This is a genomic window from Pseudomonas sp. 8BK, assembly GCF_902506475.1.
In the GTDB taxonomy this organism is placed as follows: Bacteria; Pseudomonadota; Gammaproteobacteria; order Pseudomonadales; family Pseudomonadaceae; genus Aquipseudomonas; species Aquipseudomonas anguilliseptica.
On record NZ_LR733252.1, the window covers coordinates 1975240 to 1991661 of the forward strand.

The 16422-nt window shown below is 58.7% G+C and carries 16 protein-coding genes; 11 read left to right on the plus strand and 5 right to left on the minus strand.

What is annotated here, in order from left to right:
• Positions 1-59: 59 nt before the first annotated feature.
• The gene (gene xdhC, locus ACIN8IBEIGE_RS09040) at positions 60-896 is read left to right on the plus strand and encodes a xanthine dehydrogenase accessory protein XdhC (protein ID WP_160014346.1); all 837 of its coding nucleotides are present in this window, start codon (positions 60-62) and stop codon (positions 894-896) included.
• A 61-nt stretch (positions 897-957) separates the two neighbouring features.
• Entirely contained in the window at positions 958-2262 is a 1305-nt protein-coding gene (guaD, locus tag ACIN8IBEIGE_RS09045) for a guanine deaminase (protein WP_160014347.1), read from the plus strand.
• A 74-nt stretch (positions 2263-2336) separates the two neighbouring features.
• On the opposite strand, the gene ACIN8IBEIGE_RS09050 is transcribed toward guaD, so the two are convergent.
• Together ACIN8IBEIGE_RS09050 and ACIN8IBEIGE_RS09055 are read right to left on the minus strand one after the other, a co-directional pair.
• Positions 2337-3095, minus strand: coding sequence for a GntR family transcriptional regulator (locus ACIN8IBEIGE_RS09050; protein WP_090253579.1), 759 nt, complete (start codon positions 3093-3095; stop codon positions 2337-2339).
• A gap of 235 nt (positions 3096-3330) precedes the next feature.
• Complete coding sequence (locus ACIN8IBEIGE_RS09055; protein ID WP_160014348.1) at positions 3331-3555, minus strand: hypothetical protein; 225 nt, start codon at positions 3553-3555, stop codon at positions 3331-3333.
• Between the two features lie 168 nt (positions 3556-3723).
• Between ACIN8IBEIGE_RS09055 and ACIN8IBEIGE_RS09060 the strand changes: the two genes are divergently transcribed.
• Positions 3724-5073, plus strand: coding sequence for an NCS2 family permease (locus ACIN8IBEIGE_RS09060; protein ID WP_372239981.1), 1350 nt, complete (start codon positions 3724-3726; stop codon positions 5071-5073).
• A gap of 67 nt (positions 5074-5140) precedes the next feature.
• On the plus strand, positions 5141-5767 hold the full coding sequence (locus tag ACIN8IBEIGE_RS09065) for a LysE family translocator (RefSeq protein ID WP_160014350.1): 627 nt from the start codon (positions 5141-5143) through the stop codon (positions 5765-5767).
• A 295-nt stretch (positions 5768-6062) separates the two neighbouring features.
• Here ACIN8IBEIGE_RS09065 and uraH read toward each other — a convergent pair whose 3' ends face one another.
• Positions 6063-6416 carry a hydroxyisourate hydrolase gene (gene uraH, locus ACIN8IBEIGE_RS09070; RefSeq protein ID WP_090253575.1) on the minus strand — a complete coding sequence of 118 codons (354 nt, stop codon included), beginning with the start codon at positions 6414-6416 and terminating at the stop codon, positions 6063-6065.
• Between the two features lie 413 nt (positions 6417-6829).
• Here uraH and puuE point away from each other — a divergent pair, with 413 nt between their 5' ends.
• The 7 genes from puuE to ACIN8IBEIGE_RS09105 all read left to right on the plus strand — a co-directional run bounded on the left by puuE (position 6830) and on the right by ACIN8IBEIGE_RS09105 (position 14118).
• The gene (puuE, locus tag ACIN8IBEIGE_RS09075; protein WP_160014351.1) at positions 6830-7771 is read left to right on the plus strand and encodes an allantoinase PuuE; all 942 of its coding nucleotides are present in this window, start codon (positions 6830-6832) and stop codon (positions 7769-7771) included.
• A complete protein-coding gene (uraD, locus tag ACIN8IBEIGE_RS09080; RefSeq protein WP_160014352.1) occupies positions 7768-8298 on the plus strand; it encodes a 2-oxo-4-hydroxy-4-carboxy-5-ureidoimidazoline decarboxylase in 531 nt (176 codons plus the stop codon). The genes puuE and uraD overlap by 4 nt, the downstream gene beginning before the upstream one ends.
• Positions 8299-8348: 50 nt before the next feature.
• A complete protein-coding gene (gene alc / locus ACIN8IBEIGE_RS09085; RefSeq protein ID WP_160014353.1) occupies positions 8349-9344 on the plus strand; it encodes an allantoicase in 996 nt (331 codons plus the stop codon).
• Positions 9345-9403: 59 nt separating this feature from the next.
• Positions 9404-9907 carry an ureidoglycolate lyase gene (locus ACIN8IBEIGE_RS09090; protein WP_160014354.1) on the plus strand — a complete coding sequence of 168 codons (504 nt, stop codon included), beginning with the start codon at positions 9404-9406 and terminating at the stop codon, positions 9905-9907.
• Between the two features lie 47 nt (positions 9908-9954).
• Complete coding sequence (locus tag ACIN8IBEIGE_RS09095; RefSeq protein ID WP_160014355.1) at positions 9955-11286, plus strand: urate hydroxylase PuuD; 1332 nt, start codon at positions 9955-9957, stop codon at positions 11284-11286.
• A 380-nt stretch (positions 11287-11666) separates the two neighbouring features.
• Complete coding sequence (locus ACIN8IBEIGE_RS09100) at positions 11667-13163, plus strand: nucleobase:cation symporter-2 family protein (RefSeq protein WP_256665080.1); 1497 nt, start codon at positions 11667-11669, stop codon at positions 13161-13163.
• Positions 13164-13245: 82 nt separating this feature from the next.
• The gene (locus ACIN8IBEIGE_RS09105) at positions 13246-14118 is read left to right on the plus strand and encodes an outer membrane protein OmpK (RefSeq protein ID WP_160014356.1); all 873 of its coding nucleotides are present in this window, start codon (positions 13246-13248) and stop codon (positions 14116-14118) included.
• 342 nt (positions 14119-14460) lie between these two features.
• On the opposite strand, the gene ACIN8IBEIGE_RS09110 is transcribed toward ACIN8IBEIGE_RS09105, so the two are convergent.
• Entirely contained in the window at positions 14461-15282 is an 822-nt protein-coding gene (locus ACIN8IBEIGE_RS09110; protein WP_160014357.1) for a transporter substrate-binding domain-containing protein, read from the minus strand.
• 73 nt (positions 15283-15355) lie between these two features.
• Complete coding sequence (moaA, locus tag ACIN8IBEIGE_RS09115) at positions 15356-16348, minus strand: GTP 3',8-cyclase MoaA (RefSeq protein WP_372239982.1); 993 nt, start codon at positions 16346-16348, stop codon at positions 15356-15358.
• Between the last annotated feature and the right edge of the window lie 74 nt (positions 16349-16422).

The window sequence follows — 16422 nt, forward strand, 5'->3', positions numbered from 1 at the left end:
CCGAGCAACTGGCGCTTGCCGCGCCCCGGACAGACCACGCCTTCCTGGAGGCTGAGCAAATGAGCTGGATCAGCGCCCTCGCCGACCTGCAGCAACGCGGCGAACCCTGCGTGCTGGTAACCATCATCGAAGAGCGCGGCTCAACCCCGCGCAATGCCGGCTCGAAAATGGTGGTCACCGCTGACCGCATCTTCGAGACCATCGGTGGAGGTCACCTGGAATTCAAGGCGATGGAGCTGGCCCGCGAAATGCTCAGCACCCGCAGCCAGGACACCCGCCTGGAGCGTTTCAGCCTCGGCGCCAGCCTTGGCCAGTGCTGTGGCGGTGCCACCGTGCTGTTGTTTGAACCGATGGGCCAACCGCAGGCGCAAATTGCCGTATTCGGTGCCGGCCATGTTGGCCGAGCCCTGGTACCGCTGCTCGCCAGCCTGCCATGCAAGGTGCGCTGGATCGACTCGCGGGAAAGCGAGTTTCCTGAGCAGATCCCTGCAGGTGTGGAAAAAGTGGTCAATGAAGAGGTGATCGACGAGATCGAACGCATGCCCGCCGGCAGCTACTTTATCGTCATGACCCACAACCACCAGCTCGACCTGGAGCTGACCGCCGCAATCCTCAAGCGCAACGACTTTGCCTACTACGGCCTGATCGGCTCGCAGACCAAACGCGCCAAATTCGAACACCGCCTTCGTGATCGCGGTTTCGACCCAGGCATTGTCGCGCGCATGCGTTGCCCCATGGGCATTGCCGAGGTGAAAGGCAAGTTACCGGTGGAAATAGCCGTATCCATCGCCGGCGAAGTAATCGCCACTTACAACGCGGCCTTTGGCCAAGAGAGCAAAAAGGGCCAGCCCAGCGTCGCCAAGCTGCTGCCCGCCTCTCGCCGAAGCCAGGCCTGACTATCTGCCCAGGTGCCCGCGCGCCTGAGCGACCAACTCCATAGATTGAGATCAGCGTTACATGACTAGCCCAGTGAAAGCCTACCGCGCCGCCATCCTGCACAGCATTGCCGACCCTGCCGTGGTGGGCGTTGAGCAATCCTATGAGTATTTCGAAGACGGTGTGCTGGTCGTCGATAACGGTCAGGTGGCCAAAGTCGGCCATGCCGCCGACCTGCTGCCAACGCTCAAGGGCGTGGAAATCACCGAATACCGCGACGCGCTGATCACCCCCGGCTTTATCGACACCCATATCCACTACCCGCAAACCGGGATGATCGCCTCCTACGGCGAACAGCTGCTGGATTGGCTGAACACTTATACCTTCCCCACCGAACAGCAGTTTGCCGACAAGGCCCATGCTGCGGATGTGGCCGGTATTTTCCTGAAAGAGCTGCTGCGCAACGGCACCACCACCGCGCTGGTGTTCGGCACCGTGCACAAGCAGTCGGTAGGCGCCTTCTTCGAGGCTGCTCAGGCACTCAATTTGCGCATGATCGCTGGCAAGGTGCTGATGGACCGCAACGCCCCGGACTACCTCACCGACACCCCGGAATCCGGCTACGCCGACAGCAAGGAGCTGATCGAACGTTGGCACGGCAAGGGCCGCCTGCACTACGCCGTGACCCCACGCTTCGCCCCGACCAGCACCCCGGAGCAACTGACCCTGGCTGGCAAGTTGCTGGGCGAGTACCCGGACCTGTATATGCACACCCACCTGTCCGAGAACCACAAGGAGATCGAATGGGTCAAGGCGCTGTTCCCCGAGCGCAAGGGCTACCTGGATGTGTACGACCACTACAAGTTGATCGGCGCCCGCTCGGTATTCGCCCACGGTGTGCATCTCTGCGACGACGAGTGCAAACGCCTGGCCGAAACCGGCTCGGCCGTGGCCTTCTGCCCGACCTCCAACCTGTTCCTCGGCAGCGGCCTGTTCGACCTCAACAAGCTCGAAGAGCACGGCGTGCGCGTCGGCCTGGGCACCGATGTCGGCGCGGGCACCAGCTTCAGCCAGCTGCAATCGCTGAACGAGGCCTACAAGGTCATGCAGCTGCAGGGCAAGAAGCTCGACCCGTTCAAGTCGCTGTACCTGGCGACCCTCGGCGGTGCCAATGCGCTGTACCTGGACGACAAGATTGGCAACTTCGCAAGCGGCAAAGACGCCGACTTCGTGGTGCTCGATTACAACGCCACACCGCTGATCAGCTACCGCATGCAACAGGCCAAAACCCTGGACGAAAAACTCTTCGCCCTGACCATGCTAGGCGACGACCGCGCAGTGAAGGAAACCTTCGCCGCCGGCCAGTCAGTGCATCGCCGCGACTAAGCCTGGTTGATAAACCACCACCACAAAAAAGCCCGCTGATTAAGCGGGCTTTTTTGTGGTGGTGGTTACGCTGCTTAGCGACTTGCAGCTTTCTTCTTGCTGCCTGGCAACAGGTGCGAGAACACCGCGTGCAGGTCATCAGAGGCGGTTTCGCCATCCAGATTGAGCTTGGCGTCAACGCTGTCCATATGGCGCATCATCAGGTCCACGGCCACTTCAACATTGCCTGCTTCGATGGCATCAATCACCTGATCATGCTCGGCATCCGAGCAATGGGTGCGGCTGTTGCTTTCGTACAGGGCGATGATCAGCGAGGTCTGCGAAATCAGGCTGCGCAGAAAGCCCAGCAGGGTCAGGTTGCCGGCCGCTTCCGCCAGTTTCAAGTGGAACTCACCGGATAGGCGAATACCCATGCCACGGTCACCACGGGCAAAACAGTCGCGCTCATCGATCACCATCTGGCGCAGCGCGGCAATCTGCTCCGGCTTGGCATTCTTGCAGGCCAATTCGGTAATCGCCCGCTCGATCATGCGGCGCACATAGAAGATTTGCCGGGCTTCTTCGGCCCCCGGGCTGGCCACCACCGCGCCACGGTTCGGGCGCAGCAGAACCACGCCTTCATGGGCCAGGCGTGACAATGCACGACGAATAATGGTGCGACTGACGCCGAAGATTTCACCGAGCGCCTCTTCACTGAGCTTGGTGCCAGGAGCTAGACGCTGCTCGAGAATGGCATCGAAGATATGGGCGTAAACGACATCGTCCTGAGTCCCGCTGCGAGTGCTCTTGCCTTCGCGCGTCTGCTTCTTAAGGGGCTGCAATTGTTCGTTCATTGTGGCTCGCGTGATCTGGATTCGGCGGTTGCTGATGCAACTCTACTGTGTCTCCCCCGCCTTCTGGCAAGCAGCACATCAGTAAAAAGTCACAAATAAAAAGCCCTTGCATTGTACACAATGTGATCAATGCGTACACCGCTACCAATGCATAACGGTCGTGCAAACGTGTATTTGCACGCGCTTTCCAGGCGCACTCCTCGGCCGCCTCATCCGAAGTGGCCAGAATAATTGCTTATATGCAGCCTTTTTCTTGTTCGAGAATCTGCTTAGCAACGCTCAAGACGGCTCGCCATTTCTGCACCAACGCAGCGGCAAATAATGCTGAACCGCCGCCAATCACGGTGCTGTAAGCGCTTTGCCTGACTGCATTGGTGAACACTCCGATACACAGCGTAGAAAGCATGGCTAATCCATAGGTGAAAAAACCGTGTGCATACCGAATTTTAACCAGAAACATTATTTGCTTTTTTTGTATACAACATCATAATCGGCCTCAGTGTTATTTCTTGACCGATAGGTCAGCTAAGCACGCCAGCAAGGCAAAAAAACACCACCTACCTCAAGAGTCGAGCAGTGCGCAGCACAGGCTCTGGGTGGCACACAACAAGAGATGAGGAGTACCCCTGTGGAAAGCGCTAAACAAGAACAACAGGCGACGCAGATGCAAGACCTGATCAAACCCGGTCTGCTTGACCGCTTCTTCAAGCTGACCGAACACCGCACCACAATCAAAACCGAGCTGCTGGCGGGCCTGACGACTTTCGTCACCATGGCTTACATCATCTTCGTTAACCCCAACATCATGGCTTCGGCCGGCGTCGACCATGGCGCAGCCTTTGTCGCCACCTGTATTGGCGCAGCTATCGGTTGCTTCCTGATGGGGCTGTATGCCAACTGGCCAGTTGGCCTGGCACCCGGAATGGGCCTCAATGCCTTCTTTACCTACACCGTGGTCGGCGAAATGGGTTACAGCTGGCAGATCGCCCTCGGCGCGGTATTCATCTCCGGCGTGCTGTTTATGATCATGAGCCTGTCGAAGATCCGCGAATGGCTGCTCAACAGCATTCCCATGAGCCTGCGTTTTGCCATGGGTGCGGGGGTGGGTCTGTTCCTCGGGCTGATCGGTCTGAAGACTGCTGGCATCGTTGTCGACAGCCCAGCAACGCTGCTGACCATGGGCTCGTTCGGTGAACCGAGCGCGATCCTGGCGGCCATATGCTTTCTGCTGATTGCCGTGCTGAGTCACCGCAACGTGTTTGGCGCCATTCTGTTCAGCATGCTCGGCGTCACCGCTCTGGGCTGGGCACTGGGCCTGGTTGAATACAACGGCCTGGTTTCCATGCCACCGAGCCTTGCTCCGACCTTTATGGCCATGGACATCGCAGGTGCCTTCAACGTTGCCATGGTCAGCGTGATTCTGGCCTTCCTCTTCGTCAACATGTTCGACACCGCTGGCACCCTGATGGGCGTTGCCCATCGCGCCAACCTGGTGGATGAAGACGGCAAGATCCAGAACCTGTCCAAGGCCCTCAAGGCTGACAGTACCTCCAGCGTGGTTGGTGCCATGGTCGGTTGCCCACCGGTAACCAGCTATGTGGAAAGTGCTGCAGGCGTTGCTGCCGGTGGCCGTACCGGCCTGACCGCTGTTGCTGTGGGCGTGCTGTTTCTCTGCGCGATGTTCTTTGCCCCGCTGGCCGGCATGATCCCCGCCTATGCCACCGCTGGAGCACTGATCTATGTAGCGATGCTGATGATGAGCGGCATGGCGCATATCGACTGGAAAGATCACACCGACACCATCCCGGCGATCGTCACCGTGGTCATGATGCCGCTGACTTTCTCCATCGCCAACGGTATTGCCCTGGGCTTCCTGACCTATGCGACGCTGAAACTGCTGACCGGTCAGCGCGACAAGGTATCGGTAAGCCTGTACGTTCTGTGCATCATTTTTATTGCCAAGTTCGCCTTCCTGTAAGGTTGGCCGGCGAGTAACCAAGCCCCGGCGCGCGCGTCGGGGCTTTTGCGCATCTGGAGAATCGCTCATGAGCCTGGAAACCTGGCTGTTGTTCGCAAGCGCTGCACTGGTGGTGATTCTGATCCCGGGGCCACTGTCACTGTTGATGGTCAGCAACAGCCTCAACTACGACCTGCGCCGCTCGGCCCCGGCCTTTATTGGCGGAGTGTCTGCTTCTATCTGTTTATTGAGTGCTTCAGCCCTTGGCCTTGGCGCACTGCTACTGGCTTCGGAGCAGCTGTTCGGCCTGCTGAAGCTGGTCGGCGCGCTGTACCTGTTCTACCTCGCCTGGCAGAGCTGGCAGGAATCACGCAAGGCCGCCAAACCGGTGACGGCCGAAGAGCAGCCAGTCAATCCGAGCTTTCGCGCCATGTTCTGGAAGGCCTTCGGCCTGGGCGCCAGCAACCCCAAGGACATTCTGTTCTTTGCCGCCTTCCTGCCGCAGTTCATCAGCGCTGAACGGCCCATGCTGGGCCAGCTGCTGGTGATGATCGCCACCTGGGCGGTGCTCGATCTGTGTTGCAAGCTGTTTTACGGCCTCAGCGCCCAGGGCGCCGCGCGCTACCTGCGCTCGGGCAAGGGCCAGGTGTGGTTCAACCGCATCAGCGCGGGCTTGTTCGGCGGTGCAGGTGCAGCTTCGTTGCTAAGCAGGTAGACCGGGTCTTATTTGTTGGGCTTCGCTACGCTCAGCACCAACCTACAAAAGCATTCCACGCACAGTAGGTTGGCGCTGAGCCTGCGAAGCTCAACGCTGACCCCAGACGCACGGTCCGTAGGTAGATCCAGACGTAGCTCACCACTCGCTACATCTCTCCGGAATGCCTCCAGGCTACAAAAAGCGTTCTGCATCCAGGTGTATGGCCGCAACCCGAATCGCAGGCAAAAAAAAGCCCGCAGTGTGGACGGGCTAGGGACTCTTAAATTGAGTCAGAGGGTGACAAGCATCCGGTTCAGCTACCGCGGTAGGTGGAGTAGCTGTAAGGGGAAATCAACAGCGGCACGTGGTAATGCTCCTGCCCGGCATCGATGCCGAAGCGCAGCACCACGACATCCAGAAACGCCTGCTCTGGCAATTTGACGCCGCGTGCGCGGTAGTAATCGCCGGCATGGAAATGCAGCTGGTACACCCCGCTGCGGTAATCGTCCCCCTGCAGCACCGGCGCATCACAGCGGCCGTCATGGTTGGTGACAACGCTGTTGAGCAGCTCCATCTGAGCCCCTTCAACGCGGTACAACTCAATCTTCAATTCGCTGCCCGGGCAACCATGGGCGGCATCCAGTACGTGTGTGGTCAATCGTCCCATCGCTTATGGGCACCTACGCAGATAAGCCAACGCAGGCACCGCACCTCCTCTACTTTTATTGAATTCGGCAGATTTATCAGGCTAAGCAGCCTCGACTGAGCTCAAGCATAGCATGTTGAAACTCAAAAATAAGACACTTTTACAAAAAAGTGTACACAATAACCCGCTCATTAAGCCCGCTTTGCGCACCATAAGCGGGCAATAAATTTGCCATAAGTGCTTGCGAACACTGCTTTTGCACAGAAACAGCTGACGATTCGGACAGATTCAGCATTAAGGCAAAATTTCACAAAATAAGTGAATTTTAGATTTACAAGATGCAAAGCACTTTGTATACAATTAGCCCATCACGGTCGTGCAACGCATTCATGCCTGCCCAATGACCGCCACAAACAGCAAGAAGGAAGACTGCAGTGAGCGCTGACTACCCACGCGACCTGATCGGTTACGCCAACAACCCGCCCCACCCGCACTGGCCGAACGATGCACGCATCGCTTTGTCCTTTGTGCTCAATTACGAGGAAGGTGGCGAACGCAACATCCTGCACGGTGACAAGGAGTCCGAGGCGTTTCTCTCCGAAATGGTCGCAGCCCAACCGCTGCAGGGCCAGCGCAATCTGTGCATGGAATCGCTCTACGAGTATGGCAGCCGTGCTGGCGTCTGGCGTTTGCTCAACCTGTTCCAGAAACACAACATCCCGCTGACCATTTTTGCTGTGGCCATGGCTGCGCAGCGTCATCCGGACGCGATCAAGGCGATGGCCGACGCCGGCCACGAGATCTGCAGCCACGGCTATCGCTGGATTGACTACCAGAACATGAGCGAAGCCGAAGAGCGCGAGCATATGCTCGAAGCCATTCGCATCCTCACTGAACTGACCGGCGAACACCCGGTGGGCTGGTACACCGGCCGCCTCGGCCCGAACACCCGCCGCCTGGTACGTGAAGAAGGTGGCTTCCTGTATGACAGCGACACCTACGACGACGACCTGCCGTACTGGGATCCGGCCAGCACCGTGGACAAACCGCACCTCGTGATCCCTTACACACTCGACACCAACGACATGCGCTTCACCCAGGTGCAGGGCTTCAACAAGGGTGATGACTTCTTCGAATACCTGAAAGACGCCTTCGATGTGCTCTATGCCGAAGGTGTGGCCGGCGCGCCGAAAATGCTTTCGATTGGTATGCACTGCCGCCTGCTCGGACGCCCGGCACGCCTGGCGTCATTGGCGCGCTTCCTTGAATACGTGCAGAGCCACGAAAAAGTCTGGTGCGCCCGCCGCGTCGACATCGCCAAACACTGGCACGCGACCCATCCGCTGCAAGAGCCATCCAAGGAGAGCTCGAAATGAGCCGTTTTCAAACCCTGACTCCGTCCCGCCTAAGCCGTGAAGACTTCGTAAAGGTCTTTGCCGACATCTACGAGCACTCGCCCTGGGTCGCGGAGAAGGCCTTCAACCTGGGCCAGGACGCCGGAAGCCCGGACGCCAGCATCGACGAAATTAACGGCCTGCATCAGCGCATGGCCGATCTGTTGCTCAGTGCCAGCCACGCTGCACAGCTGGCACTGATCAATGCTCACCCGGACCTGGCCGGCAAGGCAGCCGTACGTGGTGAGTTGACCGCCTCTTCGACTTCGGAGCAGGCCGGTGCGGGCATTCATGAATGCACCGCAGAAGAGTTCGCCCGCTTTACCGAACTGAACGATGCCTACAAGGCCAAGTTCGGCTTCCCCTTCATCATGGCGGTGAAAGGCAGCAATCGGCACCAGATCCTGGCGGCCTTCGAGGAGCGGATTCACAACTCCCCGGAGCAGGAATTCGCCTGTGCCCTGGCCGAGATCAACAAGATCGCACTGTTCCGCTTGCAGCAGCTGTAAGGCGCAAGCACTCCGCTCTCCCCAACGCCATCATCTAAGGCAGACATTTCATGAAAGCTTACGCCGTACCCTTTGAGAAATACGTCAACCTCGCCGACGCACGCCTGGGCACCAAGGCCATTTCGGTCACCGACGACTGGTTCGCCGACGTTAACCGTCTGTTCCAACCGACTCCGGCCGTCTGGAAAGAGGGCGTGTTCGATGACAACGGCAAGTGGATGGATGGCTGGGAGTCGCGCCGCAAGCGCTTCGAAGGTTACGACAGCGCGGTCATCCGCCTGGGCGTACCGGGCTCGATCAAGGGGGTGGACATCGACACCAGCTTCTTCACCGGTAACTTCCCGCCGTCGGCGTCCCTGGAAGGCTGCTTCGTCGCTGAAGGCGACCCGACCGACGCCACCCAGTGGACTGAAGTGCTGGGCGCCGTCGAACTGCAGGGCAACAGCCACCACTACCATGAAATCAATAACGCCCAGGCCTTCACCCACCTGCGCTTCAACATCTACCCGGACGGCGGCGTCGCCCGTCTGCGCGTGTACGGCGTACCGTTCCGCGACTGGAGCAACGTTGGCGACAACGAGCAGATCGACCTGGCAGCCGCACTGAATGGCGGTCGCGCCCTGGCCTGCTCGGACGAACACTTCGGCCGCATGAGCAACATCCTCAACCCGGGCCGTGGCATCAACATGGGCGACGGCTGGGAAACCGCACGTCGTCGTACACCGGGCAATGACTGGGTAATCGTCGCCCTCGGCCATCCGGGCGAGATCGAACGCATCGTCGTCGACACCCTGCACTTCAAAGGCAACTACCCGGACAGCTGCTCGATTCAGGGCGCCTTCGTCAAAGGCGGCACCGACAGCCAGATCGAAACCCAGAGCCTGTTCTGGCGCGACCTGCTGCCGAGCCAGAAGCTGCAAATGCACGCCGAACATGAGTTCAGCGAGCAGATCAACGCACTTGGCCCGATCACTCACGTACGGGTGAACGTGTTCCCGGACGGTGGTATCAGCCGCCTGCGCCTGTTCGGCAAAGTCGCCAAGTAAGCCAATAAACCCCTCTCCCATTGGGAGAGGGGCATAAACGAACGAACAAGAAGACCAACATGCGCAAATTGATCATCGAGCCGCTGAGCAAAGAAGCTTTCGCCCCCTTTGGTGACGTTATCGAAACCGATGGCAGCGAATTCTTCATGATCAACAATGGCTCCACTCGCCGCTATCACAAACTGGCCACGGTCGAAACGGCACAGCCAGAGGATAAGGCGATCATCAGCATCTTCAGTGCCGAGGCCCTGGATATGCCGCTGACCATTCGCATGCTGGAGCGCCATCCGCAGGGCAGTCAGGCGTTTATTCCACTGCTCGGCAACCCCTTTCTGATCGTGGTCGCGCCAGTTGGCGATGCACCTGAATCAGAGTTGGTCCGCGCCTTCCGCAGCAACGGCAGGCAGGGCATTAATTACCATCGCGGCGTCTGGCACCACCCGGTGCTGACGATCGAAAAGCGGGATGACTTCCTGGTGGTTGATCGCAGTGGTACTGGCAACAACTGCGATGAGCATTTCTTTACCGACGACGAGCAACTGCTCCTCGCCCCCCACCAATAAGAGAAGCCCAGCACCGGCGTGCCGGCACTGGGAAAGAGGTACTGATTGTGGAAGCGCATTTTACTGAATGGCTGAACCTGGGTATCCGCTGGATCCATATGATCACCGGCATCGCCTGGATCGGCGCATCCTTCTATTTCGTCTGGCTGGAAAACAACCTCAACCGCAGCAATCCCCGCGAAGGTCTGTCGGGTGACCTATGGGCGATTCACGGTGGCGGTATCTACCACCTGGAAAAATACAAGCTAGCCCCGCCAAAAATGCCGGAGAACCTGCATTGGTTCAAATGGGAGGCCTATGCCACCTGGCTGTCGGGCGTGGCGCTGATGCTGGTGGTCTACTACCTCAACCCGAGCCTGTACCTGGTCAAGCCCGGCGTTGATCTGGCCCCGGAAATGGCCATTGTCATCGGCTTTGGTTCGATGATTGCCGGTTATATCGCCTATCACTTCCTCTGCGATTCGCCGCTGGGCAAGCAGCCTGCTCTGCTCGGCGCCGTGCTGTTCGTGCTGATCATCGCTGCCGCCTACGGCTTCAGCCAGATCTTCAGCGGCCGCGCAGCCTATATCCATGTTGGCGCGATCATCGGCACCATCATGGTCGGCAACGTGTTCTTCACCATCATGCCGGCGCAGCGCGCACTGGTTAAGGCCATCGAAGACAACACCACGCCGGACCCAACCCTGCCGGCCAAAGGCCTGCTGCGTTCGCGCCACAACAACTACTTCACCCTGCCGGTGCTGTTCATCATGATCAGCAACCACTTCCCGAGCACCTACGGCAGCCAGTACAACTGGCTGATTCTGGCGGGTATCGCGATGCTGGCGGTACTGGTGCGCCACTACTTCAACACCCGTCATGACAGCAGCAAGTACGTCTGGACTCTGCCTGCCGCAGCACTGGGAATGATCTGCCTGGCCTTTGTCACCGGCCCGAGCATGAAGGCTACTGCACCACAGGAGTCGCAAGCCGCAGTGATCAAGTACGCTCCGGTTCCGGCTACGGGCATCAGCGGTCATCCGGAAGTTGCTGCCAAGGCGGCCGAAGCCGCCAGCAAATCGGCAGAAGCCGCAGCGGCTCCTGAGGCCAGTGTTCCAGCAAAAGCCGCAGCTGGCGCTGGCGACTTTGCCCAGGTCAACAGCGTGATTCAGGAACGCTGCAGCGTGTGCCACTCGGCTACGCCCAGCAGCCCAATGTTCAGCGCACCGCCGGCCGGCTTTATCCTCGACACACCAGAGCAGATCAAGGCGCAAGCCGCGAAGATCCATGCGCAAAGCGTTGCTTCGCAGATCATGCCGCTGGGTAACATCACCCAGATGACCCAGGAAGAACGTGAGCTGATCGGCTCATGGATCGACCAGGGCGCACAGCTCAACTGATCCACCCAAATGCCGCGCCATGGGCGCGGCATTTTCCTGTCGACTCCCCCGCCAGCGTCCGCGCTGCAATTCGTCCTTCTTGATTGCCATCCACAGCCCGCTGCACGCGACTGCCAGTGATGCAAACCGCCTCTAATCCCTTGGCTTTCAGCCTCAAAACCAACCGGGCATCTCAACCCAGAACGGCAGGTTCAGCTACCTGACTGACGGTTCATTTTTTGTGCACAATTTTAAAATAAATTGTTTTTATAGATGTGAACAAGTTGCTATAGTCAGAATCATTCTGACCAGCCGGACAACTTCTCGCCAGGTACAGAACAGAGGCGCCGTGAAGCCTCGCCAAGCCCATGACCGTATAAAAACAACTGGCAGGCTCTGATATGACCACGACTCACAGCACCGATACCACAGCTGCGCCTGTGGCAAACAACGACCTGATCTACCAACTGCATGACACCCCGGCCTTTGCCCCGGCGATCTTCGCCGCGCTGCAGCATGTACTGGCCAGCTTCGTCGGCATCATCACCCCTACCCTGATTGTCGGCGGCGTCCTCGGCCTCGGCGCCCATGTGCCGTATCTGGTCAGCATGGCGTTGTTCGTATCCGGCCTCGGCACCTTTATCCAGGCTAAGCGCATCGGTCCGGTCGGCTCCGGCTTGCTGTGCCTGCAGGGCACCAGCTTCGGTTTTCTCAGCGTGATTCTCAGCGCCGGGTTTATCGTCAAGGGCCGTGGCGGCAGCGAGGAGGAAATTCTCTCGACGATCTTTGGCGTGTGCTTCTGCGCAGCCTTTGTCGAGATCGCCTTCAGCCAGTTCATCAACAAACTGCGCCGTGTCATCACCCCAGTCGTCACCGGTACCATCATCTGCCTGATGGGCTTGTCGCTGATCAAGGTGGCCATGACCGATATCGCTGGCGGCTACGGCGCTGCGGATCTCGGCGCCCTGCACCACCTGGGTCTAGGTGGCCTGGTGCTGGTCACCATTGTGATCCTCAACCGTTTCCCATCGCAGGTCGTGCGCCTGTCGGCCGTGATCATCGGCCTGGCGCTGGGCTTTGCCGTGGCCTGGTTCACCGGCAAGGTGGACTTCGCCAACATGGCCCAGGTGCCGCTGATCAGCGTGCCGGTGCCGTTCAAATACGGCTTCAATTTTGACTGGGTGGCGTTTGTACCGATTGCCGTGATCTTCCTGATCACCCCGTTGGAGACTGCAGGCGATCTGACGGCCAACTCGATCATCTCCAAGCAGCCGGTCAAAGGGCCGCTGTATATGCGCCGGATCAAATCCGGGGTACTCGCCGACGGTTGCAACTCAGCCATGGCGGCAATGTTCAACAGCCTGCCGATGACCACCTTCAGCCAGAACAATGGCGTGATCCAGCTGACCGGCGTGGCCAGCCGCCACGTGGCCTTCTATATCGCTGGCATCCTGGTGCTGCTGGGCCTGTTCCCGGCGGTGGGTGCGGTATTGCAGCTGATGCCGAAACCGGTACTCGGTGGTGCCACCCTGATCATGTTCGGCACTGTGGCCGTCGCCGGCATCAAGATTCTCACCGAGGCCGGCCTGCACCGGCGTAACGTGCTGATCGTGGCCATCTCTCTGGGTCTGGGCCTGGGTGTTGCAGCCGTGCCGGAAGTGCTCTCGCAGATGCCCGATGCACTGAAGAACATCTTCGGCTCGCCCATCACCATCGGTGCCTTCAGCGCCATTGTGCTGAACATCTTCTTGCCAGAAGAGCACCTGCAGCTGGAAGAAAACGACTACGACCCCGAAGCCCATCTGCACACCGTGCTGCAAAACCCGCAGGACGGCAGTGACACCGATACGCCGGACAACAGCCGCAACGCACTAAACGTGGCACCGCGCACCAGCTGAACCACCACCTCTTTGCCTCACTGAGCCTGCGGTTCGCCGCAGGCTCAAGAAACCTTGTAAGTCCAATAATAAGGAACCCATGATGAAACTGAAGCACCTGCCCTATAGCATCGCCCTCGCGGCCGGACTGTTTTCCGGTCAACAAGCCTTGGCCAGCGATGCCTTCCTCTGGCAAGACACCAGCCTCTCCTACCTCTACGGCAGCAACTTCCAGCGCCTGAACAACAACGCTGAAGAGCAGCGCTCGCAAAGTACCTTCACCCTGGAAAACGCCAGCGGCTGGACCTGGGGCGACACCTTCTTCTTCCTCGACTACATCGATGCCGACAACAGCCAGGCGCGTGGCAGCAACTTTGGCAACCTCAAGGTCAAAGAGAAAAGCAGCTTCTACTACATGGAGTTCTCGCCACGCGTCAGCCTCAGCTGGCTGACCGGCCAGGATCTGTCCGTAGGTCCACTGAAGGATGTCTACGCCGCCTTTACCTATGAAAAAGGCAACGGCGGCCCAGGCACCGAAAACTACCTGTATGGCATCGGCACTGCCTGGAACGCTCCAGGCTTCGCCTACCTGAATGCCAATCTGTATGCGGTGAAGGTCAATAACCACATCTTCTTCGATCATGACTTCAAGGCATCGGACAAGGGCAACGGCCACACCTATCAGCTGACCGTAAGCGGCGCCTATCCGTTCGCCATTGGCGAGCAGGACTTTGTGGTCGACGGCTATATCGACTGGCGCGCCCCGTCCAGCGATGCCGGCACCCAGACGTCGGTCGGCTCCTCGATCCAGATCAAATGGGATGCGGGCAAGGCGCTGTTCGGTGAAGGTCGTAAGTTGTATGTCGGTACCGAGCTGAACATGTGGCACAACAAATACGGCATCCGCCCAATCGACGGCTCCACCGATGGCTTCGATCAGACTGCAGTACAAGCGCTGGTGAAGTATCACTTCTAAGAACCATTTACGATCTGCTGTGCGTCGGCCCTGCTGCGTTAAAAACAGACTCGGAAGCCGCTTGCGGCTAACGCGCTTTAGCGCGACCCGAAGGGCGAGCGAAGCGAGTATTGCTCAAGTACAACAGTACATTCCGCTTCCTTGCCTGTTTTTGCCTTGCCGGGCTCTAGCTCGCGAGATCGTAAACAGGTTCTAAGCGCTTGATGCGGGTTGCCGTGTAGGCGGCAACCTGTGACAAAAAGGGGATGGCATTGTTGCCATCCCCTTTCTTATTGCGTCTCGCCTCTTTCTACACGCAGAAAAAAACCGCTCACATGGAGCGGCTTTTGTTGTCTTAACGCATCACTGCGAATGGGCGTCCTTGAGCTTTTTGCGCTCGATAAAATCCAGCTTCCACTGTTCCAGGCCGATGCGCTCGGCATCCAGATTGGCCTCGACCTTGTACTGGCTTTTCAGCGCGGCAATTTCGCTCTGTTGGTCGACCAGGAAGCGGTCAAACCGCTGCATAAAAGCCGCGTGTTTGACGGTCGACAGCTTGAAGCTGCCACGGTTGTGCGGCAACTGCGCGTCAAAGATCAGCGCGCCCGGTCGCGCGCGGATGTTGTCCAGATAATGGGTGGCCACCACCACGTTGAAGTAAGCGCCGTCAGTATCCTTCTTCAGCGCCTGACGGATCATCTGGCGCAGATCATCGCTGTAGGTCAGTTCGATCTGCCCAGCATCAATCCGCTCCTGATAGCCCCAGGGCGTCCAGCCATTGACCATGGCCAGGCGCTTGATCTGCTCAATGGGCTGACCATGGCGCTGCGGCGCAACCAGCACGCCATCGACATACTCGACCACGCCTTGACTGTAGCTCAGGGTCTTGCCGGCCTTCTGCTCCTGCGCCCAGGTTTCGCTGTCGGGGTATTTGAAATCCACCTGGCCACTGAGCAGCGCAGGCAAGAGCTGCTCAACAGGCAACACCTTGTAGCTCAGCTCCACCCCACTGGTCTGCGCGAACAGGTCGAACAGATCACGGGCAAAGCCCTGATACTGGCCTTGTGCGTCGATGCTGTAGTGCGGCGCAAAGGCCAGCTTCTCTACACCAATCACATAACTTTCAGCGCTGACCGCGCTGGAACAGACAACGGCGAACAAACTGCAGACGTGCAAGGGCTTCACAGCAAACCTCCTGTTTAGATTGTGAGAGTGAAACGAATGAAACCGCCCAAGGCGGTGAAGAAACGGCTAAGGGCTAGCCACCGGTCATGCTCATAAAGCGAATCACCTGCACCTGGGCATCGCTCTCGAAGTGATGACGCTCAGGCTTCAACTGTAAAGCCTGCATCAGAGCCTCACGCAGACGCTGACTATCACCTGGGTGGGCACGCATCAGACTTTTCAGGTCCAGGGCATTCTCATGACCCAGGCAGAGCACCAGCTTGCCTTCAGCGGTCACCCGCACGCGGTTGCAGTCGCCGCAGAAGTTATGGCTATGGGGCGAGATAAAACCGACCTGGGTGTCGCTGCCAACCACCTGCCAGTAGCGCGACGGTCCACCGGTCAGCTTGCTGCTACGCACCAGGGCATAACGCTGTTCGATGCGTTCACGCACCTCATCGCTGGAGCAGAAGGTCTGCTCGCGCTGATGGCTGGAAATACTGCCCAGCGGCATTTCTTCGATAAAACTGATGTCCAGGCCGCGCGCCATGGCGAACTCGACCAAGTCGAGCACTTCGTCATCGTTACGGTTTTTCTGCACCACGGCGTTGAGTTTGATCTTGCGAAAACCCGCCGCGCGCGCCACCTCGATGCCTTCCAGCACCTGATCGAGTTTGTCCCGACGGGTAAACGCAGCAAAGCGCTCGCGTTGCAGCGAATCCAGGCTGACGTTCAGGCGCTTGACCCCGGCCGCGCGCAGTTGCGGCGCCAGCTCGACCAGTTGCGAGCCATTGGTGGTGATGGCCAGGTCGTCCAACTCAGGACGCTGGCCCAGGCGATTCAGCAAGCTGAGCAGGTTCTTGCGCACCAGCGGCTCGCCACCGGTGATGCGGATGCGTTTGACCCCTAAGCCGATAAAGGCGTCGGCCACTGCATAGAGCTCTTCAAGGCTAAGGATCTGCTCGCGTGGGGCGAACACCATGTCCTCACTCATGCAGTAGGTGCAGCGGAAATCACAGCGATCGGTAACCGATAGCCGTAGATAGGTGATGCGCCGACCGAAGGGGTCAACCAGCTGATTGTTCACTACGTGTCTCCTGGAGCTCATCGAGCCGAGACTTTTTGTTATGAATGCATATGGCGAGATAAAAACAGAAAAAT